This is a genomic window from Prochlorococcus marinus XMU1408, from assembly GCF_003208055.1.
In the GTDB taxonomy this organism is placed as follows: Bacteria; Cyanobacteriota; Cyanobacteriia; order PCC-6307; family Cyanobiaceae; genus Prochlorococcus_B; species Prochlorococcus_B marinus_A.
The window spans coordinates 18243-43071 of record NZ_QJUE01000002.1 but is presented as its reverse complement, the minus strand read 5'-3'; the positions used below and the strand labels follow the sequence as shown (position 1 = coordinate 43071).

The window sequence follows — 24829 nt, the reverse complement described above, 5'->3', positions numbered from 1 at the left end:
ACTATATCAAAAAGGCTGAGTGAACGAGATTGGCTTTTTTATAGTCATAGATTCCTCTTTTTCGGAAAAATAAATATCCTTATTAATAAAATTATTTTTGATTAATGCAAGTCCACAAAGAAAATTATCGTTAGTTTTAATTGAAGATGTAATAAATCCTACTTTTTGATTCAATTCATTTTTATGATTAGTTTTCAAAATTTTTTTACCAATATCAAAATCATCAGCATCCCCATAAGCTTCCCAATAACGAAGTTGATGTTTTAAAGATTTAGATCTAAAAAATCTTGCAATTGCTTCCTGGCCTAAATAACAACCTTTATCAAGATTTATAATATCTCCTAAACCCAATTCATAGGGATTTGTTTCTCCATTTATTTCTTTATCAAGTCCAGGTATTCCTTGTCTTATTTTCCATATTTCCAACTCTTCTTTTGTTGCTCTAGTATAATCATAAATTTCATTTTCAATTAAATCATTATTACTTATCCATAAAGGAGTTGATTTCTTCCAAGATTGATAGTTATTTATTTTTTGTATTCTTCTTATTGGGTCTAAAACTTCTAGATTTACTTTATCGGCAGGAAATATAACTGATTCAAATCCGTTAATTATGGAATTAATTTCACCTGCTATTATAACTATTTCAGCCATATCATTGGAAATTCGAATTTCCAATAAAGCCTTCAAACTTCCCTTAGTTGATAAACAACAGCTCAAGAAGATACTTTCTAGTTGTTTCTGAGTGTAAATATCTGCAGTCGTTTGACCATGTAAAAAAGTTGCACACCCCTCCCCTTTTAGAAGTAATGAAGGGAATGTTTCATCCCAAATCAATGATTTTGTCTCTGTCATCACAAGCTTTTAGCTCTCTCAATAATCTCTTTTAAAAAGAAAAGACTATTTAAATTTAAATCAGCTTTAGACATGGCATCCAAGCCTCCTTCTTCTCTATCGACTATTGCTAGTACTTGGTTAACTAAATACCCTTGATTTCTAAGTTTATCAACAGCTTTTAAAGAAGATCCACCAGTAGTAACAACATCCTCTAGGACCGTAATCACTGAGCCCTTAGGAGGCAAAGGCCCTTCTAACCATGCTCCAGTTCCATGACCTTTAGCTTCTTTCCTTACTATTAAACCGCTCAAATCAATGCCTGATTGAGCTGCCAACATTACAACGCCACTAACAAGAGGGTCAGCACCCAATGTCAAGCCAGCCACACCACTATCACTTTCATTTATTTGTTTTAGAAATAATGAACTTATCGACAATAAACCTGGCCCTGAGAGAGAGACTGGCTTGCAATTGACGTAATGAGAACTTTTTTTACCGGAAGCCAAAGAAAAATCGCCAAACCTATAAGCTTTTTTAGCTAACAAAGTTAAAAGATTTTCTTTTATTTCATCTAATGAGGGATTCAATGGGGTCATATCTTTATATGCAAGTTTAATTATTAAACATCTTGGTGGGATTAGATATATATTTACTTTAGGCAAACAAATTAACTATTATCAAAAAAAGTTTTTAATTCTGCTTTTTTGGGGGTGTAGCAATCTGGTGAATGCAGCGAACTCATAATTCGCCTTAGGCGAGTTCGATCCTCGCCACCCCCATAGAAAAATTATTAATGAGTTTATTACTTCTTTGTATATTGCTTGTAATACCAGCATTTTTCAATGCAGGTCAATTTGCTATTTTGCGACTTCGTTCAACTAAGGTCCAAAGACTAGTTGAAGATGGACTACCTGGTTCGAATTCCATAATTCGTCTGCAGAAAAGGCTAAGAAGAACCCTTTTAATAGCAGAGTTAGGAATAACTATTTCATTAATTTCAATTGGTTGGATCTGCAAAAATTTTGCAAGTCAATGGTGGGGGAACATAGCTTCAATTAACTATTTTTTAGATCTAGGACTCTTTATCACTTTTGTACTTTTAGCAACTCTTATATCTGGCCTTCTTCCAAAAGCACTTGTTCTCAATCAACCAGAGACTTTTGCCCTCAAATTATCTCCTCTTATTGAAGCAGCAATAAAATGGATGTCACCATTTCTTTCTTTACTAGAAGGAGTTGCTTTATTAATTCTTAGGTTATTTGGACTCAATACCAAATCAGAAAGTCTTACTACAGCTGCATTCTCTGCAGGAGAATTAGAAAAATTAATTGAGACTGGTGGCGTAACAGGATTAAAACCTGATGAGAGAAACATACTTGAAGGTGTTTTTGCTTTAAGAGATACACAAGTCAGAGAAGTAATGGTTCCCAGGTCAGGGATGGTTACTCTTCCTAAAGAGGTTTCCTTCACTCAAATGATGGAAGAAGTTCATAAAACTCGTCATGCAAGATACTTAGTAATTGATGATTCACTTGATAGTGTTCTTGGAGTTTTAGATTTAAGGCAACTTGCTGATCCAATAGCCAAAGGGAAAATGCAAGCCAACACTTCTTTAGAACCTTATATAGAACCAGTTGTTCGTGTGTTAGAAACCTCTACTTTGGCTGAATTATTACCCCTCATAAAAAATGGGAACCCATTACTGTTGGTTGTTGATGAATATGGAGGAACTGAAGGCTTAATAACATCAGCAGACTTAACAGGTGAAATTGTTGGTGATGAGATTCAATTTGATAATAAAGAATCTGAACTAAGACCTATTGATGACTTAAAAAAAATATGGATTACTTCTGGAGACATTGAAGTAATAGAACTAAATAGAGAACTTAAACTAGAATTGCCAGAGGCTGATGATCATTACACTCTTGCTGGATTTGTTTTAGAAAAACTCCAAGAAATTCCCAATACAGGAGAAACGTTCGTTCATAATGAAATTGTATTTGAAGTTATCTCCATGAAAGGGCCAAGAATAAACAAAGTTAAAATAACCCTTCCTAAATAATTTATTAACAGGTCTATTAATTAATAATAAATTGAATATGAAAACCATCTCCAAGACCAACGAAAATATTATTCCTGTAAAAGTTGGGGTAATAGGAATTGGAAATATGGGGTGGCACCACGCGAGAGTACTTAGTCTTCTCAAAGATGCTGAGCTAATAGGAGTAGCAGATTTAGACGAAGAACGAGGAAGATTGGCTATGGAGCAATTTAATTGTACTTGGTATAAAAATTACAAGGATTTATTAAATCAAGTAGAAGCTGTTTGTATTGCTGTACCTACATTATTTCACCATAAAGTAGGTCTAGAATGTCTAAGTTCAGGTAAACATGTTCTTATTGAAAAGCCTATAGCCGCAAATAAAGACGAAGCCTCATCATTGATTAATGCATCAAATAATGCCAAAAAGTTGTTACAAGTTGGCCATATAGAAAGGTTTAATCCTGCTTTTAGAGAATTAACAAAAGTAGTTGCTAATGAAGAAGTTGTAGTTCTTGAAGCAAGAAGGCATAGCCCTCATCCCGAGAGAGCTAACGATGTTTCAGTTGTTTTGGACTTAATGATTCACGATATTGATTTAGTTATTGAACTTGCAAATTCAAAAGTGATCAGACTTGCTGCAGTTGGAGGATGTAGTGGAGATGGTCCTATGGATTATGTTAACGCGACACTAGGATTTCAAAATGGGGTCGTTGCAAGTCTGACGGCGAGCAAAATGAGTCACAAAAAAATCAGAAGTTTGAGCGCTCATTGCAAACAAAGTCTTATAGAAACAGATTTCCTAAATCACAATATTCACATCCATAGAAAGGCTCATGAATGGTATTCAGCAGATCATGGTGAATTACTTTATCGGAACGATGGTTTTATTGAAGAAGTAAGTACAACTTCTATCGAGCCGTTGTATGCAGAGCTGGAGCATTTTTTGCAATGCGTTAGAGGCAAGGAGAAACCTGCTGTTGGAGGACTTCAAGCATCAAGAGCGCTTCATCTAGCTGATTTAATTGAAAAAGCAGTATCTATGCCAAGTGAAGACATTTCACTGGGAAAAGGGATATAAATAAGCAAGTTCAAAAATAAAAATAAAAATAAAAATAAAAATAAAACTTTTCCCGATTTTTTATTTCGAGAAAAAGTTTTATTTTATTAAGAACCTTTAATCGATTACTTAATTTTTTAAAAAGTTCAGAAGAAAAACTTCGTTTTTAACGAAAACCAACTGCCGCTTGCCAAACAAAAACAAGCAGAAAGAAGAAAAGAGGTATAAGCGGAAGTACATCCACTGTTGGTGCAAAAGCCTGGTAAGCAACCGGAAGTTCAGCTAGTAAGTCGAGATTAAACAGTGCCATCCCTAAGAAATAATGGACGTATTAAGCACGCACGCTACCACGTATGACGCGCTTTAGAGTCACTCTGCCACGGAGCGAAATCCTCTGAAAAACAACCTTCAATAATTGCTTGCCTCATAGCACCTGTAAAACGGATCAAATGCGTGAGATTATGCAGACTCAAAAGTGTCAGACCAAGTAATTCTTTGTTGCGAATTAAATGATGAATATATGCCCTTGTATATCCAGTACAAGCTTCACAGTTACATGATGAATCTAACGGTCTGTAATCGTCTTTAAAACGAGAATTTCTTAAATTCCATGTCTCCCCATTTACTAATGCGCTCCCATGTCTTCCCAAGCGCGTGGGGATTACACAATCAAACAGATCTACACCATTTGCTACTGCTATTGCCATTTCTCTTAAGGTTCCAATTCCCATTAAGTACCTAGGTCGATCATGGGGTAATAAAGGACAGGTTTCCCGGACAATTTTGTGCATTTGATTTATTGGTTCACCTACGCTTACTCCTCCGATAGCAATCCCAGGCAAATCGAATCCTGAGACAATTTTTGCACTTAATTTCCTCAAATGAGGGAAGCACCCACCTTGAACTATTCCAAAAACTGCTTGATCATTTTTGGTATGTGCATTTATACATCTCTCCAACCAGTGATGAGTCCTTTTACAAGCCTCCTCAACATCTGATTCACTAGCAGGGTAAGGGGGGCATTGATCAAAAGCCATGGCGACATCTGAACCTAAAGCCATTTGAATTTCAATAGCTTTTTCAGGACTCAAAAAAATATGTTTACCATCTCTGGGACTTTGAAAAGAAACTCCTTCATCATCAATTTTATTTAACTTTGCCAAACTAAAGACTTGAAAGCCTCCTGAGTCAGTAAGTATTGGCTTATTCCAACACATAAATTCATGTAGTCCCCCTGCATCTTGAACAATCTTTTCTCCAGGTTGCAGATGAAGATGAAAAGTATTTGCAAGAATCATCTCTGCTCCTGTTTTCTTAAGCTGCTCAGATGTAACGCCCTTGACTGTTCCTAAAGTCCCTACTGGCATAAACCTAGGAGTATTTACGACTCCGTTTGGTGTTTTAAAAGAACCAACACGAGCTAATGTCGTATTACATCTGTTTTTTATTTGGAAATCAAAGAAGGGATTTTTCAATTATTCCTAAATATTCAATTACTTAAATTAGTTATATAACTAATTTGAGACCTAAGAAACAGTTGAGGTTGTAATTCTGATTTTTAAAAACTGGCTAAATGACCTTGCAGGTGCATGGGTTTTTTATACGATTTTACCTCAATGGCCAATAATTAAACCTGAATTCAAAAGGATTGCACGTTTTGCTCCTTTGATAGGGATTTTCATTGGCTTTTTACAATCATTTTTTTGGCTTTTATTGAATTACTTTAATTGGCCGATTAGTTCTATCGCCTTGATATCAATTGCAATTAGCATAGTCCTTACTGGTGGTCTTCATATTGATGGCTTAATGGATACTGCAGATGGTATTGGTGCAGGGCCATTAAAACGAATTGCGGCAATGAAAGATAGCAGAGTTGGGGCAATAGGAGTGCAAAGTTTAGTAGTCATTTTAATCCTTCAAATATCAGCAATAATCAAACTTGGTTTTTATGCACCTTTTGCCTTTCCTTTGGCTGCCTTCTGGGGAAGAATCTCACAAATTTTTGCTATAGGAAATTATGAATACATATTTAAGAAAGAATCAAAGTCTTTTCATCAAAAATACTGGAAAGGAATATCGTATGAAATAAGACCTTCTTTAATAATCATTTGCTTAGGAATAACATTTTTTTTATTTTTAAATCAAATAAATTTAACTAATAGCTTATTTTTGATAAATTGTGTTTTATCAGGTTTAATTACTTCAATATTAATCCCATACTTTTTAAATAAATATTTAAAAGGACTTAGTGGTGATAGCTATGGAGCAGTCTTAGTAATAACAGAAACGATTAATTTATTAATTTTAAGTATTATTTTATTTCCAAATTAAAAACAAAAGCGTTACCTGATTCAGGTAACGATTTTTTAAATAGGCTTGGATTAACTACTAATTTTAAATCTCCACCTACTTGTCTAGCTAAATCTCTAGCTAGAGCAAGACCTATCCCACTTCCAGACATTTTTGAACCACTTTCACCTCTAAAACCTTTCTTGAAAATCTTTTCTCTTTCTTCCTCATTTATTGGTATGCCCTCATCCCAAATACAGATTCCCTCTTCAGTGACTTCTATTCCAATGGGGGATTGAGGAGGGCTATAACGAAAAGCGTTTTCTAAAAGATTTGCCACAATTTCAGCAATAACACCCTCTGAAATGGATCTTGATTCCATCCAAGTTGGCCATTGCGAAGGACTAAACCATTTTCTTCCTTGTAAATTAGCTCTGGCTTTGGCTCTCTCAATCAATGGCTCTATTAAGCTTTTCACGCTTATAGAAGTCTCATTAGGTAAAAGAGGAGGCAAAAGTAATCTATTTGAGCCATCATCAGATTGAGGTAATTTGACTTGACTAAGTTGATCAAGTGCAGTCAAGTACTTATTAACTTGTGCTTGTTCAGTCATAAGACCTTTTACAAGATTTTCATGTTCACTTTCAGGGCCTATTTTTCTCAATAGAAGTTTTGCATAAGTTCCTAAAGCTGCTAATGGATTCCTTAGCTGGTGAACCATTAAAGAAATCTGCTCTTTTTGATCATCTAATTGATCTAGCAACCTTTTCCTATCAAGTTCAGAAGCAAGTGAGTTTGCGAGAGAAATTGACATTGATTGCAAGCGATGATCTAGATTCTCAGGCCAATCTTCTTCAGAGGGAATTCTCTCCGCACGAATAACACCTAACAATATTGACCCTTCTTGCAAGGGATACCATCTTCTGTTGGATGATGGTGTACGAAGGGCTTTATCAGTTTCAACTGGTTGTAATACTTTTTCTGACTTCGGCCACTGTCCTACTACTTCTAGCGTAGGGGAACCACTATCTCCAGATCTTGCTACATAAACAACAACATGTTCTAATTTTTGATCAGCTTGAAAGCCAACCAACTGCTGTTGAACAAAATTTAAAAACCTTTCTGAATACTTCATTGAGCTCATTATGAAATCCTAGATAAAAAACGAAGCATTCAAAAACTTGATAAATTTGAAAAAAGTATTAAGATGTTAATAAAGATTTTAGACAACTACTTAGGAGGTTATCTCAAAATTGATTCAAAAGTGAGCACTTAGAGTGACTTTTAGGCTACGGCAGAGATTGATGGGTAACCTCTGTAGTCGACTTTTAATTAATTTCAGAAAAAACCTTCCACTTCAGTATCAACTCTAATTTTCTAAAAAAAAGCCTCTAGCCTCAGCCAGAGCTAATAAAAAGCGAAACTTCTAACTCACACTCTCAAATAAAAAGGTAGTTTTTTCATGTCAAAAAAGCGTAAAAGAATTAGCAGACGAAGACTCGCGGGTCAGCGTGTTATGTCCCATGTTCCTATTTTTCATTTAGGAACTGGACAACACAAACCAGTAACTGCAGCTAGACGATTTATTGCTGAAGAGGGTTTATTTGCCCCAGCAATACTAAATGTACGCCGTAATGAGCACACTACTGATCGCTTCTTCTGGGGAGAAAAAGGTCTGTTTAGCGCTCAGTACGCTGAGGAAAATCACTTTCTTTTTCCTTCTTTAAGGATAATTGTTGAATTTCTTGGTGAAGATAAAATTTTCGCAGGATTAGAGCTTACTGCAGATGACTGGGAAGAAATCGAAGAGTATGAATACGCTTTTGTCTAACTTAGAAATTTTTGTTTAATTATTCCTCTGCAATGATCAATTAGATCTTTGTTTATTTCGTGCCCCCCTTCAAATAAATATAATTCCGATTCAATTCCATTCTTTCTCAAGAGATTAAAGCTCTTTTGAGAAGCTTCTTTAGGAACTACCTGATCCATAGACCCATGACAAAGGAATACAGGAGGCATATCTTTTAATGGTTCCCACTCAGGATGCGGATAAGAACTAAGTGCAAAAACTCCTTCAAATTTATTTTTTTTAGCAATATCTAGCGCCATAGCTCCTCCTTGAGAAAAGCCTAAAAGCAATGTTTTATTTAATGGTATCTTTTCAAAGCAAATGGTATTTAAACGCTTTTCCAAATCTAATACTGCACTAGGGACCTTATCCCATTCGTGAGGATACAAAGGATACCATTGCCTTCCTATACCGCTTGGATGCGTCTGAGGAGCAGAGAGAGAAAGAATTTCAAAACGATCTTTAAACCCTTCAATTAATAATTTTCCAACAGGCAATAAATCCTGTGCGTCAGCGCCCCAACCATGAAGTAAAACTAATCTATTTGTTGCGGATTCAGAATTTAAGGAGATTAGTTCAGTCATCATGAATGCAATATTTCAATTGAATGCGTAGGTTATTCAAAAGAATCGACCTTAAGAATAAAGATGTCACCGATAGCACTTCTGAGTGTCTCAGATAAAACTGGCTTAATTCCATTAGCTAAAGCATTAGTTAATGACTTTGGTTTCAAAATTATTTCAAGTGGAGGGACTGCAAAGTTAATAGAGAGTGAAAATCTACCTGTGACCCGAGTAGCTGATTACACAGGATTTCCAGAGATTCTAGAAGGAAGAGTGAAAACACTTAATCCCAAAATCCATGGAGGAATTTTGGCTAGAAGAGATAAAAAATCTCATCTAAATGATTTAAATGAACAAAACATCAATCCCATAGATTTGGTGGTTGTTAACTTATATCCATTTGAACAAACAATTTCAAAAAAAAATGTTTCCTGGGAAGAGGCTATCGAAAATATTGATATCGGAGGTCCAGCAATGATTAGAGCAGCAGCAAAAAACCATCAGGATGTTCTTGTTGTAACTAATCCAAATCAATACCCAGACTTAATTGATGCATATAGATTAAAAACAATAACTAATGAATTACGGAAAATCTATTCACAGAAGGCTTTTGAGCATACTGCCATTTACGACCTCACAATAAGTAAATGGATTGCCAATAAAATCCCTTCAAAAAAAGCTTCATGGTTGCAAGCCGTACCATTAAAACAAAAACTTAGGTATGGAGAAAATCCACATCAAAAAGCCTCATGGTATGGAGAGCCTGAAAAAGGATGGAGTGGGGCTAATCAATTACAAGGCAAAGAATTAAGTACAAATAATCTCCTAGATCTGGAAGCTGCATTATCTACTCTGCGTGAATTTGGATATGAAAATACTACAAATATAGATTCATACCAAAAAGCAGCAGTAGTAATTAAACATACAAATCCTTGTGGCGTCGCCACTGGAGATACTCCTTACTTAGCTATAAAAAGAGCATTGGATGGCGATAGAGTTAGTGCTTTTGGTGGAATTATTGCAATCAATTGCACAGTCGACGAAGCTGCTGCGAAAGAACTTGAAAATATATTTATTGAATGTATTGTTGCACCATGTTTTGATAATCAGGCCCAAGAAATACTGTCAAAAAAGAAAAATCTAAGGCTATTAGAATTAAAAGCTGAGTCTATCCAAAAAGCGGCTAAAAAACATATAAGAAGCATTCTTGGTGGTTTATTAATTCAGGATTCAGATGAACCCGATGTAGATAAAAAAGAATGGAAAAATGTTACAAACTTAATTCCAAACGAAATAGAATTAAATGACTTATCTTTTGCTTGGAAAATTGTTAAACATATACGATCAAATGCAATAGCAGTTGCATCTAATGGACAAAGTTTAGGAATTGGAGCTGGTCAAATGAATAGAATAGGCTCAGCAAAACTTGCTTTAGAGGCTGCTGGTATAAAATCAAAAGGGGCTGTTTTAGCAAGTGACGGTTTTTTCCCTTTCGACGACACAGTTAAGATGGCAGCAGATTATGGAATCACCTCAATTATTCAACCAGGCGGAAGTATAAGAGACAATGACTCAATTAGTGCATGTAATGACTTAGGTATAAAAATGGTTTTCACAGGAAAAAGACACTTTTTACATTGATATAAATTTAAGTTATTTGTTAGGTTGACAGACTAATTTTTTAATTTGGGATGATATATTTTATGTTCCTTTTGGATAGTAAGTTATTTTATTCGATTTTCTAAAAAGTGATAATCTTCCAGGGCCAGCACATAAGAAATAAAATGATATGGCTGCATAAATAGCTGACAATTCAAATATGTAATTGTGATTTTCAACTACCGCAAAAGGAAATCCTTCTAAACCAGTATCTATAAAATGAAAATACAAAGCAAACACCATAGTTGATAAAAGACCTAAGGAAGATAATCTTGCCAAAACACCTGTTGCTAATCCAATAGGACAAACTATTTGGGTTACCGCAGCCATATATGTCCATATCACAGGATCACCTGGAAGAAAGCTGAAGTATTTACCAACTACAAATTCTGCAAATCCTCCTGGATCACTTAATTTTTCCAAACCGTGGTGAACCATCAACAAACTAAAACTAATCCTGAGTACAAATATCGATAGTTCTCCAAGAATATTAACTTCACCCTCTGGACTCTGAACAACGACTTCAACCTTCTGAGAATCAGGATCATTAAGATTAGAATTTTTTGATTGAGCCATCTTCTACTAAAAACTAATAACTATCCTACGAGAGATTGGGGCAAAATTGTGTTTTTTTCTTATCAAAATTTTTCGCTTAATTTCATTAGCTTCTGAATGACATGTTCAACTACACGGTCAGGAGTTGAAGCCCCCGAAGTAATGCCTACACTAATATTTCCCTTTTGGAGAAAGCTTTCTTCTGTTATCAATTCTTCTCCCTCAAGTGGCATGTGGGTAATTGTATTAGTTTCCTCCCCAATTCGCTCTGGAGTATCAATATGAAATGAACGAATACCTCTACTAACTGCAATTTCTTGAAGATGAGTTGTATTAGAAGAATTGTATCCACCAATTACGACCATAAGATCAAGAGGTTCATCAACAAGAGAAAACATTGCTCCTTGCCTTTCTTCGGTAGCATCACAAATAGTATTAATAGCTAAAAAATGTTCGTTCAATTGAGCTGGGCCATATTTCTTCAACATAGTTTTTTCAAACAATCTTCCTATTTCCTCAGTTTCGCTTTTTAACATTGTCGTCTGATTAGCAACTCCAACTTTTTGCAAATCTTTATCTGGATCAAAACCTTTAGATGATGCTTTTGAAAAACGCCTTAAGAAATCTTCTCTATTTCCTTTTCCTAGAATGTAATTAGCGACATATTTTGCCTCCTCAAGGTCAAATAGAACTAGATAAGTCCCTGCGAAAGAACTAGTAGCTAGTGTTTCTTCATGTTTATATTTGCCATGAATAATTGATGTGAATGTATGTTTTTTATGCTTTTCAACTGTGTGCCAAACTTTTGATACCCAAGGACAAGTAGTATCAATAATATGGCAACCTCTATCGTGTAAAAGCTGCATATCTTGCACTGTTGCTCCAAATGCAGGAAGAATCACTACATCTCCATCTTTAACAGCTGAAAAATCCTTTATACCTTTTTCTTCAGAAATAAACAGGACATTCATTTTTCTTAAATGGTCATTCACAGAAGGGTTATGAATAATTTCATTAGTGATCCATATTCTTTCATTTGGATAATGCTTCCTCGTCTCATAAGCCATTGCTACTGATCTTTCTACCCCCCAACAAAAACCAAAAGCTTCTGCAAGTTTTACTTTTAATCTTCCATGCTCTAAAAGATTTCCATTTTCTCTGATAGATCCAATTAATCCACTTTGATAAGCCTCTGCAAGTGCCTGAGCTCGCTTATTTGCAGAGCCAAATCCTCTGCGGTTATAACGATCAGATTTATGAAGAGTTTGCTTGAAGGCTTGAGTATCCATTTCAATTACAAAGTTAAAAAAAATTGATAGGATTCTCATCAATATTAAACCACACTAAAAAGCCCGGATAAATTCCGGGCTTTTTTAAATTTAATGTAAGAGAATCAAACAAAGAAATTAGCTAGAAGCAAAGTCAGGATAAGCCTCCATTCCATGCTCTCCAATATCAAGACCCTGAATCTCCTCTGCTTCGCTAACTCTGATACCTCCGAAGAAGCCACCAATAATTTGCCAAGCGATCCAGCATGTAACAACAGTCCAGATACCATAAGCAGCTGCACCTAATGCTTGAATAAAGAATTGGTTTATACCTCCTCCATTGAGAAGACCAATTCCAGCAGCGCCTGGATCCATACCATCAACGCCCCAAAGGCCGATAACAATAGTTCCCCAAACCCCACAAACACCGTGAACTGAGAACGCACCTACTGGATCATCAATACCTGCAGAATCTAAAGCAGCTACTGCAACTACTACGATTAATCCACCCACTGCTCCAGCAAGCCAAGAGCCAGCGAAAGTCATGTTGCCACAACCAGCAGTAATGCTTACTAGTCCAGCAAGAATGCCATTAATGATCATTGTCAAATCAGGCTTTCCGGAAGTAATTGTAGATAAAACTGTAGCTGCAATTGCACCGCCAGCTGCAGCCAGAGTTGTTGTTACTGCTACATAAGCAACATATTGATCCATAGCCAATTCGGAGCCAGGATTAAATCCATACCAACCAATCCATAAGATTAGTGCTCCTAAAGTGGCAATAGCCATATTATGACCAGGCATAGCTTGGGCCTTGCCATCTACAAATTTGCCAATACGGGGTCCAAGAAGCATCGCTCCAACAAGACCAGCCCAGCCTCCTACTGAGTGGACAATAGATGAACCAGCAAAATCAATAAAGCCAAGTTCAGAAAGCCAACCTCCATTCCACTGCCAGCTACCAGCAATTGGGTAGATGAATGCAGTTAGAACAATAGAGAAAACAACAAATTCTCCAAATTTGACTCTTTCAGCCACCAAACCAGAAACGATAGTTGCAGCAGTACCAGCAAAAGCAGATTGGAAAAGGAAATCTACAGCTGGGACAAGACAACCAGTATCACCAGCGGCAGCACACTCTAATGCGCCAGAAGGGTCAGGATCAACAAATAAGCCCTGGAAATAAAGCCAACCATCAATGACTGAACCGCCATACATAAGGGAATATCCAATTACCCAATAGGCAGTAACAGCAAGAGCAAAAACGAATAGGTTTTTAGCTAAAATATTTACCGCATTTTTTTGACGGCACATACCAGCTTCAACCATTGCGAATCCTGCGTTCATAAAAATAACGAGGATTGTGGCAATAAATAACCAAAGGTTGTCGGCTAAGAATGCAGCTGCCTGAGGTCCAGTTAAATCTGAAAGAGCGACCTCGGCGCGTGCAGAGAAAGTGAATACACCTAATCCCAAAAGCGCCAATGGGACAGAGGCAAGCCATGCCCAAGACTGACTTCTTCTAAAACCTTTAATGCTTCTCAGTAGAAGCATTGGCCCGTTTAAAAGACTTGCGTCTTGAAGACGAGAAGTAGTTCGCCTTGGAGGCGATTGCAAAGCAGTGGTCATAAATGATGCTTACTGCGAAAAAAGAAATGGATGGTTAATCCAAAATTTATACATTTATGAATATGCACGCAACATAGATACAAAAGATGTACGTGTTTATACAAAAAAAAACTTTAATACCTAAGAATTGTATTAGTTGATACTTTTTTTTGTGTTCATTAAAGAACTTATTACTTAATTCTTCTGAAAAAAAAGTTTTGACACATGAACTATAAGATATACCATCTAGTCCAAATATAAATAAAACCTTTAAGATTTAGTGATTCCAGCCTTATTTTTGGAATTCCCTAAAGGGTTTAATCCCCTCCCATGAGATGCGATCATGAAAAAAGCCAAAAGAACAAGGAATTACCTCTAAACCCTTAATTAAGGCATCTCTGAATAGTTCTCCATATCGAGGGTCAGCAGAATCACCAGGTGCAAAAATTTCCATATCTTTTCGACTAATACAGGGAATTAAAACTGCTCTTGAATCAGGGCAAACATCCATTAATTCCTTCAGATGTTTTTGACCTCTTGTCGTAACTGTATCTGGGAACAATGCTAATGATTTATCGCACCAAGTCGTATTTTTAACCTCAACATATATCTTCCTAAGATCTAAATTGCTATTTTCTGGCTCAAGCAATAGGTCTATTCTACTTTTACCTCCTTTGCCATAAACCACTTCAGGTTTGATTATGGATATTGCACCCAATTCTTTCTCTAAACCATTTGCCTCAATTAAATGCTTAATCAACTTATTTGGCAAAGATGTATTAACACCTGCCCAACATTTTTTGTTCTCGATATAACTAGGTACCTCAGCTTGCTCCCAAGACCAATCTAATTTACGTTTAGGTGAAGGAGAATACCTAAGCCTGACTCGACCCCCAGGCCACAAAACCCCTTTCATTGGACCTGTATTTGCACAATGGGCAGTAACAATTTCTCCATCATCAAGCTCAACATCAGCCAAAAATCTCTTATATCTCTTAATTAAAATTCCCTCTCTAAGAGGAGGAAACTTAATAATGGTTTTTCCAATTTCAATCACTTAATTAACATCCAATAGAACAAAAAACTCAAAATAATTCAAGAAATGAAAGCTCTCTATTTTCAGATTTAACATGACGAAAACAATAAAAGAAATTGCTTTCATTGTAACTTTAGGAACTTTATTCAGCAAATTTGGAGGCATGGCAAGACAATTGGTTATTGCTGGTGCTTTTGGAATTAGCGCTTCATATGATGCATATAATTATGCTTATATTATACCTGGCTTTTTCTTAGTTCTCTTAGGAGGCGTTAATGGACCATTTCATAACTCAATGGTTACTCTCTTAGCAGATAAAAATAAAGTTGAGAGTAAATTATTTATAACTTCAATAAATACTATATTAACTCTATTATTATTACTAGTAAGTGTTTTTATTTTCTTTTCGTCAGACTTTTTTATCAATTTAGTAGGGCCTAGTTTAACTGCTGAAGTCAAAGAGATGGCATCCTCTCAATTAAAAATAATGTCTCCAATCGTATTTATATCAGGTTTAATAGGCCTAGGATTTGGATCACTTAATGCCAAAAAAGAGTTTTTTATTCCCTCTATATCACCTTTAATTTCAAGCTTAATAATTATCATTGCTATTGCCGACTTTTGGCTAAACAAAGGAAATACAACAGACCTATCTGAATTAGATATTAAGGGAGGCGTTATTCTAGCCAAGGCAACATTTATTGGAGCTCTCTCTCAATATTTAATTCAAATACCATTCCTAATCAACAAAGGAATATTTTCTATACGTTTCTCAATACAAACAAAATATTCAGAACTAAAAAGAGCCTGGAAAATGATTGCTCCTGCATCACTTTCTTCAGGAATGATGCAAATTAATGTTTTTACTGATTTATTTTTCGCATCAAAAATTATAGGTGCCGCAGCTGCTCTAAGTTACGCTAACTTTCTCATACAAGCTCCTCTTGGAATAATATCAAATACAATTTTAATTCCATTATTACCAGTTTTTGTTAGTTTAAGGTCTCGAGAAAACCATCCAAAACTGATCAAAAAAATCCATCAGGGATTCTTTCTTTCTTCAACTTCGATGGTATTTTTAGGCTCTATATTTGTTTCACTTTCTACCCCAATAGTAATATTAATATATGGAAGGGGTTCCTTTAATCAGAATGCAATAGATGTGGTAAGTCAACTTTTAATTGCTTATGGTATAGGTATGCCTTTTTATCTAATAAGAGATCTTTTAGTTAGAATTTTTTATGGAATAGAAGATGCAAAAACACCATTTAGAATATCAATTATAGCAATAGTACTAAATTTTTTCTTTGATTGGTTTCTAATAGGAGGCCCAAGTCCATGGGGCGATCTATCGCCTCTAAATCTAGGTGTAAATGGATTAGTATTTTCAACTACATTCGTTAACTTTTTTGCTTGTATACTTTTATTATTAAAATTAAATAAAATATTGAATAATCTCAACTTAGTTAAAATACTCTATCAAAATCTTAGAATTATTTTTATAGGTTTTATTTGTGGAACCAACTCATTTTTTATTTTTAATATAATTAATTTACCTTATGGATTCATTTTTTTATTTTTCAAAATTTTAATATCATCTGGAATGAGTCTTCTTATATTTAATTATCTAGCAATTATTCTTAAAATTGATGGTATTTTTGAAATTAATAAGTCTTTAAAAAAAAGATTTATTTCTCTTTAAGTAATACATCTTTTTCTGATCTAACTTTCAGTGGAATTTCTAAACAATTAGATTGATCAGTTTTAACTCCACTTACTGAAAGAATTCTTGCTTCGATACCAAACTCCTGAAAAGCAATTTCCATTTCTTTCATTAATTCCTTTTCGACCTGAGCTTCAGCATCGGCTACTTTACCAATAAGTCTTTCACCTAATCGACCAATACGCTGTCTTACAACCTCTCGAGCATTAGTAACCTGGATGATTAACAAGAATATTAAAGCAATTGCTCAAATTTTATCTGCAATATGGTTCTAAAATTTCCTCAAGGTCAAAAAGTTGATTTGATGGAATTAATCTTGATAGCGGCAATCTAGTTTCGCCGCCACCAAGTTTGACTTGAATAGCTTCAAGACCCTTTCTAGCTGCAACATTTGAACCTTGTGAAAAATAAGCCTGACATTCGATAGCTAAATCCTTAGCAAGGCCAGCATCACCCAAATAAAGATTCCAATTTCCTACTTTAATAAATAATCGATCAGCTATTGAAATCGTTAGCTCACGAATTTGAGATGAATCATTAGAAGTGGACATGAAATCAAAGTTTTATCATTAATAAAGACCTTAGATAGAGATTGGCTATTGTCTAAAAATGAAGGCAGAAAAACTTGCTTGTGGTTCACATTCATATTTTAATGAATTTTTAAAGCCTAGATAAAAGATATTTTTCTATTCTTAGGGAGTTAATCTGATATTGTTTTTTTGTGCGCCTGTAGCTCAGCGGATTAGAGCATCTGACTACGGATCAGAGGGTCGGGAGTTCGAATCTCTCCAGGCGCGTTTTAAAAATATGTAAATCCTTATATATTCAGAAAATAAGAGAAATTTTTCCCTCATTAGACTAAACATATGTTTACTATCACAACATAAATAAAGGTATAAAGTGACTATTAAATCTTCTTTGGTGGAATGTGATCCTAGTGTTGCAAAATTAATAAAAAACGAATTATCAAGACAAGAAACTCATTTAGAACTTATTGCAAGTGAAAATTTTGCCTCCAATGCAGTGATGGAGGCTCAAGGGTCAGTACTAACAAACAAATATGCTGAAGGTCTTCCAAGCAAACGTTATTACGGAGGATGTGAGTATATCGATGAAATTGAAAAGCTAGCAATCGAAAGAGCAAAAAAACTTTTTAATGCAAACTGGGCAAATGTCCAGCCGCATAGTGGGGCTCAAGCAAACTTTGCCGTTTTCCTAAGCCTTCTAAAGCCAGGTGACACGATTATGGGAATGGACCTATCCCACGGTGGTCACCTCACGCATGGCTCTCCCGTAAATGTTAGTGGTAAGTGGTTTAAGACATGCCACTACGAAGTTAATAAAGAAACCGAAATGCTCGATATGGACGCGATTAGAAAAAAAGCTATTGAAAATCAACCTAAACTAATAATTTGTGGATTCTCAGCTTATCCACGGAAAATTGACTTTCAGGCTTTCAGATCAATTGCTGATGAAGTCAATGCTTTCTTACTAGCTGATATTGCTCATATTGCTGGTTTAGTTGCCAGTGGACTTCACCCAAACCCCATTCCATATTGTGACGTAGTTACTACTACGACCCATAAGACCCTTAGAGGCCCTAGAGGTGGACTGATTCTCTCGAAAAACGAAGAGCTAGGGAAAAAGCTTGATAAAGCAATATTCCCAGGCACACAAGGAGGTCCGTTAGAACATGTAATAGCTGCCAAGGCAGTGGCATTCAAAGAAGCTTCAGAATCCGAATTCAAGCTTTATTGTCAAAAAGTAATTTCTAATGCACAAGCTTTAGCTAATCAACTTCAAAAAAGAGGTATATCCATTGTGAGCAAAGGAACTGACAACCACATAGTTCTTCTTGATTTAAGAAGCATTGGTATGACAGGTAAAATTGCTGATCAATTGGTTAGTGACATTAAAATAACAGCCAACAAAAACACTGTTCCTTTTGACCCTGAATCCCCATTTGTTACTAGCGGTCTAAGGCTAGGCTCAGCAGCCCTTACTACTAGAGGGTTTGATGACGAAGCATTTAAAGATGTTGGTAATATTATTGCGAATAGACTTCTTAATCCTAATGATGATGAAATAAAGGAAAAATCAATCAAAAAAGTATCTGAACTTTGCAATAGATTTCCTTTATACAGTGAAAATATCTGAAGAAAATATTACTGATAATAAAAATAACTACGGTGCAGAGATTCTGTGCATTGGAAGTGAATTACTTCTTGGAAATATTGTCAATACGAATGCCAGATGGTTGGCAGATCAATTGGCAATTTTAGGCATATCTCATTTCCGACAAACTGTAATTGGAGATAATACTATAAGACTGGAAGAAGCAATTATAGAAGCATCTAATCGAGCTGAGTTCTTGATCACAACTGGTGGGCTTGGACCAACTCCAGATGATATAACAACTCAGGTAATTGCTAAATCTTTTAATACACCCCTGGAACAAAGAAGTGAGATTTTGCTTGATCTAAAAGCAAAATTAAAAAATAAGTATCCAAAATTATCTGAAAGTCAAAAAAAGCAATCTTTTGTCCCAAAGGGATCCATAGTTATAAATAATAAATATGGGACAGCTCCAGGTATTATCTGGAGTCCTAAGGATGGTTTTACAATACTAACTTTCCCAGGAGTGCCTAGTGAATTAAAGGAAATGTGGCTGAATGAAGGATCAAAATGGTTAATTAATAATAATTCTTCAAAAAAAACTATTTCTAGTAAAGTCTTGCACTTTACTGGCATTAGTGAGTCAACATTGGCAGATAAAATTCCTCATTTACTTAGAAAAAATAATCCTACTATTGCAACTTATGCTAGCACTGGAGAAGTAAAAGTACGTATCACAGCAAAAGGAGAGGATTTAGATCAAGCAAATAGATTTATAGCACCTGTTGAAAAAGAATTAATTCAACTAAATGGATTAAAATGTTTTGGAGTAGATAATGATACTCTTGAAGAATCAGTATTTAAATTACTACTACAAAGAGAGGAAACAGTTGCTGTCGCAGAATCGTGTACTGGAGGTGGTATAGGCTCTACACTCACCAAAATTCCTGGGTCTTCAAAAATTTTTTATGGTGGTGTAATCGCATACAGTAATTTAATTAAGCAAGAGATACTAGATGTCCCTGAAGAAGTAATTAATACATATGGAGCAGTCTCAAAGGAAGTAGTTGAATTAATGGCCAAAGGTGTACAAAAAAAATTCAAAGTCAATTGGGCCATATCAGTTAGTGGAATTGCAGGTCCTACTGGGGGAACCAAAATCAAACCAGTTGGTTTAGTCAATTTTTGTATTAAAGGTCCAAAAACACTTTTAACTTGGGAAGAAAAATTTGGATCTAATAAGACAAGAGAAGATATTCAAAAATTAAGCGTTATAAATGCTCTTGATAGATTACGTTTATCTATACTCATGAAAAGCTAAGTCACTATTATTGGATTTTTAAATTGAGTTCTGGAACGCTCTACGACAAAGTTTGGAACTTCCATAGGGTAAAAGAACTACCTGGAGGATCAACGCAACTTTTTGTTGGCCTTCATTTAATTCACGAAGTAACTAGCCCACAAGCTTTTTCAGCCATTCATGAGAAAAATCTTAAAGTCAAATTTCCTAATCTAACAATTGCAACTGTTGACCATATAGTTCCAACATCTAACCAGCAGCGTCCTTTTGCTGATCCTCTTGCTGAAGAAATGCTTTCTACTTTAGAAGCAAACTGCGCACATCATGGAATTAAGTTTCATGGAATTGGGAGCAATTCTCAAGGAGTAGTTCATGTTATGGCACCAGAATTAGGATTAACCCAACCTGGAATGACGGTTGCTTGCGGAGATTCACATACATCAACCCATGGAGCATTTGGAGCAATTGCATTTGGTATTGGAACAAGTCAGGTAAGAGATGTTTTAGCCAGTCAAAGTTTGGCAATGAAAAAATTAAAAGTAAGAAGAATTTGGGTAGATGGCTCATTGCAAAAGGGAGTTTATGCAAAAGATCTCATTCTTCACATAATTCGCCATCTTGGAGTTAAAGGAGGGGTTGGATTTGCTTATGAATTTGCTGGTCCTGCTATAGAGAAACTTTCAATGGAGGGAAGAATGACTATATGCAATATGGCCATCGAGGGAGGTGCTAGATGCGGTTATATCAATCCAGATGAAATTACTTTTCAATATCTAAAAGGGAAAAAATATTCTCCCAAAGCTCACGAGTGGGATAAAGCTATTACCTGGTGGAAAAGTTTAGCTAGTGATTCAGAAGCTAAATTCGATGATGAGATTCAATTAGATGGATCATCAATAGAACCTACAGTTACTTGGGGCATAACTCCTGGTCAAGGAATTTCAATCAAAGAAAAAATTCCTAACCCTGAGTTACTTCCACAAAATGAACAACAAATAGCTAAAGACGCATGCAAATATATGGATCTAACGCCAGACAAACCAATAGAAGGAACATCCATTGACGTTTGTTTTATAGGTAGCTGTACCAATGGAAGATTAAGTGATCTCCAAGAGGCATCTAAAATTGTCAAAGGTCATACAGTAGCTACTGGGATTAGAGCATTTGTTGTTCCTGGTTCTCAAAAAGTTGCGAAAGAGGCTAAACAAAAAGGAATTGACAAGATATTCCTTAAGGCCGGTTTTGAATGGAGAGAACCAGGTTGCTCTATGTGTCTTGCAATGAACCCAGACAAATTAGAGGGGAGACAAATAAGTGCTAGTTCTAGTAATAGAAATTTCAAAGGCAGGCAAGGCTCGGCCAATGGTAGAACTTTATTAATGAGTCCAGCAATGGTTGCAGCCGCTGCCATAAATGGGAAGATTACTGATGTCCGAAAACTACTCAAAGACTAAAACCCAAATAAACTTATCTTTAGATGAAACAAGACTTTCCAAAAGGTGAAATCAAATCAATCAAAGGTCGCGGCTTTGTCATTAAAGGCGACGATATTGATACCGATAGAATAATTCCTGCAAGATTTCTCAAATGTGTAAGTTTTTCCGCTTTAGGAGAACAAGTATTTGCAGATGACAGAAAAGAACTCAAAGGTAGTCACCCGTTTGATCTTGGTCAAAATAAAGGAGCAAATATACTGATTGTTAATGATAACTTTGGTTGTGGTTCAAGTCGTGAACATGCACCACAAGCGCTTATGAGATGGGGGATACGATTAATAGTGGGAGAAAGTTTCGCAGAAATTTTCTTTGGGAATTGCCTTGCACTCGGGATACCTTGTCTAACAGCATCAAAGAAAGAAATTACTAAATTACAAAACTTAGTTGATGAAAATCCTAAACAAATTTGGTTTTTCAATCTTAATGATCTGACAATTACTAATCAAAAAGAACTTATACAACTGAGCCTTGAAGAAGGAGCATACAAGATGCTTGACTCAGGCAAATGGGATGCAACTTCTCAACTACTAGATGAAGGAGAAAGAATTATGAAAACAGTTAAAAGTTTACCTTATCTGAATAATTTTAATCAATAAGTCTAAAAAATTGCTTTAACAGAATTATCAAAATTAAATCCATTTAAACGAAAGTATAAAGCACCTGCCTCATTATTAGGGTGATAATAAATTCCAAATTCATATGCTCTCTTATGCAATATAAGACCTAATTTTGTATCATAATATTCTCCATAATTTTTTGAATTCTTATCGATATTTAAATTTGAATCAATATCAAAAATCAAAGGGCCATATACTTGCTGCATAAAACTTATATTTAGTGTCTTCAAATCAATCGCATTATCAAATTTAAATGGACTATTTCCAGCTTTAATTTTTACACCTGGCATAATAGATAGTTTTGTATAATCGAGAAATTTTCTCTCTAATTTACCTAATCTAATCTCAGGTCCAATGCTGAACTTAATAAAAATCTGATCTCTACCATCTTCATACTTATAATAAGCTGAATTAATATTACTTCTAAAAACTAATTCAGGATTAATTAAAACAGGAGAGAAACTAATCTCATTATTTTGAGAAAGATTATTGTGATCAGGCTTCCACATTTCATATTCACTATCTAAAGAAGAAAAAATGCTAGATCGCCAAAGACTAATCATTTCAGTGTTACTAAGTTTCTCTGCTTCATAATTAGCTATTCCGAATTTCAGATTAAAGTTATTTCTTAGTTCACCAACTTTAAAATAGCGAGACTTTTCAATAAAGCCTCCATATGCAGATTTGATTTCGGTCTCACCAATTGTTCCATTCCAAGCTCTAGATCTATAAGTAGTAAAAATATTAAAACTTGAATCATCCATAACAGGCATTTTAAAATATTTTCTAATAGATGAAGAATGTCTGATTCCTTTTAAAATCCTATTTGTATTTAATGTACTAAAATCATTTAAACTTTCGAAATTCCAATCTTTATAATTTCCATATATTTTCATATTCAAACCAAATAAATCGAAAAAATTAATTCTTTTATTATCTTCACTTTGAGTGCTTCTATAACTATTAGTCTTGCCTAAAATAGCTCGATTGATTAAAAACTGAGGCTGAAATTCAAATTGTATATTATTATTAATTTCTGTCGAATTACTTTTTCTTATTAAAACCAGTCCATCTCGATCTTGAGAATCTAAGATTAATTGAAATTTATTTTTCTTACTTTTCTCCCGTCCAAATATTCTTTTACCAAGATAGATTTTGGTTCTCCTCTCGAGAATTAAATTAGTTTTAGAAGATGTAATAATTAATTTTTCATCATCTTCTTCTGCAATAACATCTATTCCCTCAAAAGAAATTTGATGTGGATCAAATGGATCATTTGTAAAAATAATTTTATTAGATTTCCAACCGTTTTCTTTAATGCTTATTAAATCTGATTTAAATCTCCAGTTATTAATTGCACCTATTGATTTATTAGATCTAGTGATTTTATTTTGCGGTACTTTTATATTTCCTAGACTAAACTCTAGTCCATCCTTATAAGTAGTTTTTTCTTCTGATTTTAATTTGTTTATAGATCTATTATTTTCAATTGTTATTTCTCTATTTGAATGAATTGTTAAATCATCTAATACATTTTCAATATCTAATATTCCATATGAATCTTTAATAGTTCCTTCTTTCTTTAATAAATTAAATCTAAATTCTTCACCTCTAAAATATTGTCCACCTTTAATAAATCTAATATTACCCTCTGCGAATAAGATCCCCGTTGATTTTTCATAACTTAATATATCAGATCTTAAAATTCCACCATTAATTATAGCCTTAACATTACCCTCAGCCAGATAAAGATCTTGATCATAGTCGTATTGCTTATCAGATAAAACCTTCAAGGTCAAAAATATATTTTCTTTGTTTTCTAGTTTTAAATTTTCTTTAGTTAAATTTTGAGAGGTAATAGCTAGAGAGCCAACAGAAAAATTGTAATTTTCATCCTTATTTAAAATCCTATAAAAATTCTCTTTTCCAATAGCAGCATCGAATATCGACAAAAAATTAACTAACCCCAGAAATCCAAGGCTTAGCAAATACATATATTTTTCTTTCGCCGCCAAATCAGTTAAGCCGACGAAAGGAATGATACTGAATAAAGCAATTACAGGAGGTTGCTTAGTCCAGTAATTAGCGTGTCATTATTAGTCCTGAGGACTTTCCAAATCTTTTCTATTTGGTGTCCTTGTTGGATCACTAGCCAAGAAACCAAATAAAAAGATCCCGACAAAGAAAAAGACGACCGTATAGACGGAAATCTTGAGGGCAAGCATGAATACGAACTAACTAATTAGAGAATAAACCTATCCTATAAAGTCAATAACTCCAATCAGAAAATCAAAGGTGTTACAGACTTTTGGAAATAGAAAAATAGATTTTTACATAGAGATCCAAACAAAAACCAATGAAATCAAGGAGTATCGATGAAAAGATCAGATTTTTTTCTAATTAAAATCCCCAAAAATCTTAACTTTTTTTTTTTTTTTTCATAAATCACTTCTTTTTTCGAACTATTTCAGAAAATTTTTTCCAATTATCATTATTTTTTAGGACATTCCATCACAAGTTTCTACAGTATCTTCTTCTTTTGGACAAGTTCTCATACAATATCTTGACTCATACAAATCTGAGCTTAGAAAAACGACATGGGACAAAAAACAGCACTTGGATCTTTGCTGAAATCTATCGGCAATTCTGGACAAGGAAAGGTTGTACCAGGTTGGGGAGCAACACCAGTAATGGCATTTATTGGCATTTTACTACTGGTCTTTTTAGTCATTATGCTCCAAATTTATAACCAATCACTTCTTTTGCAAGGCTTTTCAGTCGACTGGAATGGCTGAATTGATTAAATTCTGATT

25 protein-coding genes and 2 tRNA genes are annotated in these 24829 nt (G+C 34.7%); 13 read left to right on the top strand and 14 right to left on the bottom strand.

The genetic code is table 11. The features are described from left to right. Positions 1–6: 6 nt before the first annotated feature. Entirely contained in the window at positions 7–855 is an 849-nt protein-coding gene (locus tag DNJ73_RS01705) for a folate-binding protein YgfZ (protein WP_158466003.1), read from the bottom strand. Further along, positions 855–1433: an orotate phosphoribosyltransferase gene (gene pyrE / locus DNJ73_RS01700; RefSeq protein ID WP_158466002.1), complete on the bottom strand. Its 579-nt coding sequence runs from the start codon at positions 1431–1433 to the stop codon at positions 855–857. Before pyrE ends, DNJ73_RS01705 begins: the two co-directional genes overlap by 1 nt. Positions 1434–1543: 110 nt before the next feature. On the opposite strand from pyrE, the gene DNJ73_RS01695 reads away from it, so the two are divergent. The 3 genes from DNJ73_RS01695 to DNJ73_RS01685 all read left to right on the top strand — a co-directional run bounded on the left by DNJ73_RS01695 (position 1544) and on the right by DNJ73_RS01685 (position 3959). Next, positions 1544–1616: transfer RNA gene (locus tag DNJ73_RS01695), tRNA-Ile, on the top strand. Between the two features lie 14 nt (positions 1617–1630). Next, a complete protein-coding gene (locus DNJ73_RS01690; protein ID WP_158466001.1) occupies positions 1631–2899 on the top strand; it encodes a hemolysin family protein in 1269 nt (422 codons plus the stop codon). Between the two features lie 37 nt (positions 2900–2936). Continuing rightward, a complete protein-coding gene (locus tag DNJ73_RS01685; RefSeq protein WP_158466000.1) occupies positions 2937–3959 on the top strand; it encodes a Gfo/Idh/MocA family protein in 1023 nt (340 codons plus the stop codon). A gap of 145 nt (positions 3960–4104) precedes the next feature. On the opposite strand, the gene DNJ73_RS01680 is transcribed toward DNJ73_RS01685, so the two are convergent. Next, a complete protein-coding gene (locus DNJ73_RS01680) occupies positions 4105–4248 on the bottom strand; it encodes a photosystem II reaction center protein K (protein ID WP_158465999.1) in 144 nt (47 codons plus the stop codon). A 34-nt stretch (positions 4249–4282) separates the two neighbouring features. Continuing rightward, entirely contained in the window at positions 4283–5413 is a 1131-nt protein-coding gene (tgt, locus tag DNJ73_RS01675; RefSeq protein ID WP_158465998.1) for a tRNA guanosine(34) transglycosylase Tgt, read from the bottom strand. Positions 5414–5486: 73 nt separating this feature from the next. Between tgt and DNJ73_RS01670 the strand changes: the two genes are divergently transcribed. Then, positions 5487–6269 carry an adenosylcobinamide-GDP ribazoletransferase gene (locus DNJ73_RS01670; protein WP_315968941.1) on the top strand — a complete coding sequence of 261 codons (783 nt, stop codon included), beginning with the start codon at positions 5487–5489 and terminating at the stop codon, positions 6267–6269. On the opposite strand, the gene DNJ73_RS01665 is transcribed toward DNJ73_RS01670, so the two are convergent. Continuing rightward, positions 6250–7371, bottom strand: a complete 1122-nt coding sequence (locus DNJ73_RS01665) for a sensor histidine kinase (protein ID WP_158465996.1) — start codon at positions 7369–7371, stop codon at positions 6250–6252. The genes DNJ73_RS01670 and DNJ73_RS01665 overlap by 20 nt on opposite strands. 318 nt (positions 7372–7689) lie before the next feature. On the opposite strand from DNJ73_RS01665, the gene DNJ73_RS01660 reads away from it, so the two are divergent. Next, the gene (locus DNJ73_RS01660; protein ID WP_158465995.1) at positions 7690–8058 is read left to right on the top strand and encodes a DUF3155 domain-containing protein; all 369 of its coding nucleotides are present in this window, start codon (positions 7690–7692) and stop codon (positions 8056–8058) included. Here the strand turns inward: DNJ73_RS01660 and DNJ73_RS01655 are convergent. Beyond that, positions 8055–8663, bottom strand: coding sequence for an alpha/beta hydrolase (locus DNJ73_RS01655; RefSeq protein ID WP_257473284.1), 609 nt, complete (start codon positions 8661–8663; stop codon positions 8055–8057). The two genes, DNJ73_RS01660 and DNJ73_RS01655, sit on opposite strands and share 4 nt — an antisense overlap. A 60-nt stretch (positions 8664–8723) precedes the next feature. Here DNJ73_RS01655 and purH point away from each other — a divergent pair, with 60 nt between their 5' ends. Continuing rightward, positions 8724–10280, top strand: coding sequence for a bifunctional phosphoribosylaminoimidazolecarboxamide formyltransferase/IMP cyclohydrolase (gene purH / locus DNJ73_RS01650; RefSeq protein ID WP_158465994.1), 1557 nt, complete (start codon positions 8724–8726; stop codon positions 10278–10280). A 60-nt stretch (positions 10281–10340) separates the two neighbouring features. On the opposite strand, the gene DNJ73_RS01645 is transcribed toward purH, so the two are convergent. From DNJ73_RS01645 to sfsA, 4 genes are all read right to left on the bottom strand, one after another. Then, positions 10341–10874, bottom strand: coding sequence for a DoxX family protein (locus DNJ73_RS01645; RefSeq protein WP_158465993.1), 534 nt, complete (start codon positions 10872–10874; stop codon positions 10341–10343). Between the two features lie 62 nt (positions 10875–10936). Further along, the gene (locus DNJ73_RS01640; RefSeq protein WP_158465992.1) at positions 10937–12142 is read right to left on the bottom strand and encodes a 4-hydroxy-3-methylbut-2-enyl diphosphate reductase; all 1206 of its coding nucleotides are present in this window, start codon (positions 12140–12142) and stop codon (positions 10937–10939) included. 117 nt (positions 12143–12259) lie between these two features. Further along, the gene (locus tag DNJ73_RS01635; RefSeq protein WP_158465991.1) at positions 12260–13750 is read right to left on the bottom strand and encodes an ammonium transporter; all 1491 of its coding nucleotides are present in this window, start codon (positions 13748–13750) and stop codon (positions 12260–12262) included. Positions 13751–14021: 271 nt separating this feature from the next. After that, positions 14022–14786, bottom strand: coding sequence for a DNA/RNA nuclease SfsA (gene sfsA, locus DNJ73_RS01630; protein ID WP_158465990.1), 765 nt, complete (start codon positions 14784–14786; stop codon positions 14022–14024). A gap of 73 nt (positions 14787–14859) precedes the next feature. Between sfsA and murJ the strand changes: the two genes are divergently transcribed. Then, positions 14860–16467, top strand: a complete 1608-nt coding sequence (murJ, locus tag DNJ73_RS01625) for a murein biosynthesis integral membrane protein MurJ (protein ID WP_158465989.1) — start codon at positions 14860–14862, stop codon at positions 16465–16467. Here murJ and DNJ73_RS01620 read toward each other — a convergent pair. Both DNJ73_RS01620 and DNJ73_RS01615 read right to left on the bottom strand, forming a co-directional pair. Beyond that, positions 16454–16717, bottom strand: coding sequence for a cytochrome-c oxidase (locus DNJ73_RS01620; RefSeq protein ID WP_158465988.1), 264 nt, complete (start codon positions 16715–16717; stop codon positions 16454–16456). The two genes, murJ and DNJ73_RS01620, sit on opposite strands and share 14 nt — an antisense overlap. A gap of 25 nt (positions 16718–16742) precedes the next feature. Then, entirely contained in the window at positions 16743–17039 is a 297-nt protein-coding gene (locus DNJ73_RS01615) for a DUF3181 family protein (RefSeq protein WP_158465987.1), read from the bottom strand. A 172-nt stretch (positions 17040–17211) separates the two neighbouring features. Between DNJ73_RS01615 and DNJ73_RS01610 the strand changes: the two genes are divergently transcribed. The 5 genes from DNJ73_RS01610 (at position 17212) to DNJ73_RS01590 (ending at position 21995) form a co-directional block, all read left to right on the top strand. After that, a tRNA-Arg gene (locus tag DNJ73_RS01610) sits at positions 17212–17285 on the top strand. A gap of 124 nt (positions 17286–17409) precedes the next feature. Next, positions 17410–18645, top strand: a complete 1236-nt coding sequence (gene glyA, locus DNJ73_RS01605; protein ID WP_158466736.1) for a serine hydroxymethyltransferase — start codon at positions 17410–17412, stop codon at positions 18643–18645. Next, positions 18632–19924 carry a competence/damage-inducible protein A gene (locus DNJ73_RS01600; RefSeq protein WP_158465986.1) on the top strand — a complete coding sequence of 431 codons (1293 nt, stop codon included), beginning with the start codon at positions 18632–18634 and terminating at the stop codon, positions 19922–19924. The genes glyA and DNJ73_RS01600 overlap by 14 nt, the downstream gene beginning before the upstream one ends. A gap of 23 nt (positions 19925–19947) precedes the next feature. After that, positions 19948–21357, top strand: a complete 1410-nt coding sequence (gene leuC, locus DNJ73_RS01595) for a 3-isopropylmalate dehydratase large subunit (RefSeq protein ID WP_158465985.1) — start codon at positions 19948–19950, stop codon at positions 21355–21357. Positions 21358–21380: 23 nt separating this feature from the next. Further along, a complete protein-coding gene (locus tag DNJ73_RS01590; RefSeq protein ID WP_158465984.1) occupies positions 21381–21995 on the top strand; it encodes a 3-isopropylmalate dehydratase small subunit in 615 nt (204 codons plus the stop codon). Between the two features lie 2 nt (positions 21996–21997). Here the strand turns inward: DNJ73_RS01590 and DNJ73_RS01585 are convergent, their stop codons facing one another. Both DNJ73_RS01585 and DNJ73_RS01580 read right to left on the bottom strand, forming a co-directional pair. Further along, on the bottom strand, positions 21998–24031 hold the full coding sequence (locus DNJ73_RS01585) for a DUF3769 domain-containing protein (RefSeq protein WP_261792580.1): 2034 nt from the start codon (positions 24029–24031) through the stop codon (positions 21998–22000). An 81-nt stretch (positions 24032–24112) separates the two neighbouring features. Then, positions 24113–24241, bottom strand: a complete 129-nt coding sequence (locus DNJ73_RS01580) for a photosystem II reaction center protein I (RefSeq protein WP_011294252.1) — start codon at positions 24239–24241, stop codon at positions 24113–24115. Positions 24242–24613: 372 nt separating this feature from the next. Here DNJ73_RS01580 and psbH point away from each other — a divergent pair, with 372 nt between their 5' ends. Further along, positions 24614–24811, top strand: coding sequence for a photosystem II reaction center phosphoprotein PsbH (gene psbH, locus DNJ73_RS01575; protein ID WP_158465982.1), 198 nt, complete (start codon positions 24614–24616; stop codon positions 24809–24811). Positions 24812–24829: the final 18 nt, after the last annotated feature.